Origin of the sequence: Prosthecobacter gellanilyticus, assembly GCF_007992435.1 — a bacterium.
Lineage (GTDB): Bacteria > Verrucomicrobiota > Verrucomicrobiia > Verrucomicrobiales > Verrucomicrobiaceae > Prosthecobacter > Prosthecobacter gellanilyticus.
In genome coordinates, this window is the sequence record NZ_BKAG01000112.1 from 1 (window position 1) to 2,995 (window position 2,995).

Consider the following 2,995-nt stretch of genomic DNA (forward strand, 5'->3'; position numbering starts at 1 on the left):
TGAAGTCCGCGCTCCGGGGGCTGTCTGGTCAGCGCAGGTCCCGCTCCAAATCAACTTATGGGTAAAGCTCAGAGCAGGGCTGCCGCAGTCCACGACGCTCCGCGACATTCGCAAATCCACACAAAGCCCCCCTCAACTCTTCTTCCCGCCATCTCCCGCAGGCGAGGCCATCTTCATCGCCGGCACGGTGCCGACCTTGTCAGAGCCAGGCGCGGAAGGCGTCACAGACTCAGGCTTCACCGGATTCACCTGTACAGGCAGCGGGGCGGGCTGCGGCTTGATCTGCCCCTGCTTGAATTTCGCGATCTCGTCCGGCGTGGGCATGATGGCCTTCCGGATGGTCACCGGACCCGGCACCGGCACCGGAGCTGGCGGCTTGACCGGTTCCACCACCGGCGGCTTCGCGGCGGCTGCGGCCGGTGCCGGCATCACGGGTCCCGAACCTGGGGCAGGTGAAACCGTCGCCACCTTCACCGGTTCCGGCTTCGCTTTCGGCTTCTCCACCTCCGCAGGCTTCGCGGGCGTGGCAGACTTGGCAGGAGGGGCGATGGCACTCGCCACCGTGGCAGGAGCAGACGCAGGCGCAGAAGCCTCAGCCGTCTCCTCCGTTTTCTCCGCCACGGGAGGACTTGGTTGCAAAGTTGGTTCGTCCTTGGTCACGTCCGCCTCGAGGATGGCGGCAATCTCAGGTTCGGTCACGCGCTTCACCGCCGCCACCTCATCCGTCTTCGTCCCTGGCATGAACAACCACGCCAGCACGCCCAAAATCACCAGCGCCGCTGCCGCCAGCACCGGCCAGGGCAGACGACGGCGCGGAGACTGCGCATGATGATCAAACTCATGCGCATGCAGGCGGCGTGAGATCGGCGAGACCTGCGGCTTCTCCTCGTCGTCGCTAAAATCATCCGCAGGCGTGTCGTCCTCAAAGTCAGACACACTGCCTGCGCTTTCCATCTCCTCCAACGCCACCTTGCTGCCGCGCAGACGCGTGGCCAGGTCTGGTGCCGCAGGCGCGGACATGCAGGTTTCAAAGCGCTCCAGGAAATCCGTGGGGGATGGCGTGAGACCGCTCAGATGCGTGGCCTCCAGCGTCTCCCGCACATACATGGACAGCGCCTCTGGCACCGCCTCTGGAAACACCGGCACATCACCGATCTGGCGCTGCCCGGTCAGCAGATACACCGCCAGCGCCACAAAGGCACGGCTGCGATGCTCCCGGTCCACCAGATGACTGCCCTCAAACTGCGCGGCATCCGGAGGCTCCGCCAGTGGCGACTCATAGAGGTTCCGCATGGTCACATGCGGGCGCAGCTTCACATGAAAGGGCGGCCAGGCATCCAGCCGCTTTTGCATCAGGCGCTCATGCTCGCGTGCCAGCATCGGGCCGTTTTTTCCCACCCGGAGAAAGAGATTGGAAGGATGCAGCTCCAGACGCAGCACTCCGCAGTCCAGCGCCTGCTCGATGCCCGCGTTCACCTGCCGCAGCACCACCGCCACCTCGGAAGCATTAAAGGTTAGGCGCTCCGTCAGCAGGCGGCTCAGGGAGAAGCCCGGCTCGCGCTCCTCCGTCAGGAAGCTCCAGTCCGGGCTCTCCCACAGGCTCAGGCTGCGCAGGATGTTCGGGTGCTTCTCCGGATTGAAGCGCCAGCTCTGCAGCGGCACCGCGTCATACTCCGTCTTGTCCACCACGCGGCACGGCGGCAGCAGATGCACCGTCACCGGCACATCCGTCTTCGCATTCACACAGGCGATGGAGAAAGGGTAGCGCCGTCCGTCGTCGTCAGCTTCCACGCGGAAGCGGCTGCCCAGCACACGCTCCACCGGCACACCTTCTAAAAGCAGCTGCTGCAGCTGGGAGGCCGGCTGCAGCGCGGCCGTGACCACCAGTTGCTTGCGCGTGTTGCGCGCCTGGATGTTGCTCACCTGCGCGGAAAAGGCCTCGCGCACATCGTCACGCAGCTTTTCCAGGGAGGTCGGCATGTTGCCCGGATCTGACAGTGCTACCCGCACGGTCGTGCGCAGGCTCATCGGCAGCGCCGTCAGGGCTGGATAGCGGTCCGGGCTCTCACCGGTGAAAGGCTTGCCCGTGAGCAGCAGAAAGATCAGTTCGCACACCTGCAGCACCTGGCGCGCATGATCACCAGGGGCGCGCTCCGCCGAGTTCAGCCCGAAATCATAGAGGCGCAGCTGCAAAAAAGTGTCCTCCACCGTGGTGATCATCACCCGGTCCAGACGGATCTGCGAAACCAGCCGCTGCTTGTCTGCCAGCAGCATCACATCATCCAGTAGCTGCAGCAGCAGGGAGAAGACCGTGGCCGGAGGCAGCGCGCCACGACGCATGATGTAGTCCGCCACAAACTCACCTTCATTCAGGTTGCTCGTATAATAGACCACCCCCTGGTCCTCACCCACGTCCAGCACGCGCATGAAGGTCGGCCCGCGGACTTCCGCGGCCATCCGCGCACGCTCCATGGCAGACTTTTTCAGCGCCCCTTCCAGCGGCTCTCCAGCCTTCAGCAGATGCAGTTCCACCAGCCGCTTGATCTGCTTGTCGAACGCCAGCAGCACCACCTCATCCGGCGAACGCACTAATCGCACCGTCTCGCCACTCGCGCGGCGCGACAGTGCCAGATGTCCGAAACTGGGAATCTCAGAGGTCATGGACCACGGTGTAAAAAGAAAGCCTGAACTGTGCCGCGAAACCGCGCTTCAGCAGGGTCTGCTCAAGACAGCTCTCGTTTCAGTTCTCAAATTCTAAAACTTGCCCCTCAACTTTGCAACGTGTTTTCTGAAAAATATAGATCATACATATAAACAGAGGGTTCAGGCATATGGATTTTATATCTAAAATGAGGACTTTCAGAACATCTCCAAAGTTTCGCCCCCCTCTGCCCCTCACCATTCCCTGGCGCGGCAGCGCCCCCATCGCCCCTGGTAGGGACGAGCCTAGTTCTCCGTAGCAGAGTGCGAAGGACGAATGCGCTCGTCCCTAACT

1 protein-coding gene is annotated in these 2,995 nt (G+C 62.8%); it reads right to left on the reverse strand.

What is annotated here, in order from left to right:
- Nucleotides 1-132 precede the first annotated feature (132 nt).
- Nucleotides 133-2,661, reverse strand: a complete 2,529-nt coding sequence (locus BGE01nite_RS28675) for a serine/threonine-protein kinase (protein ID WP_146856370.1) — start codon at nt 2,659-2,661, stop codon at nt 133-135.
- Nucleotides 2,662-2,995: the final 334 nt, after the last annotated feature.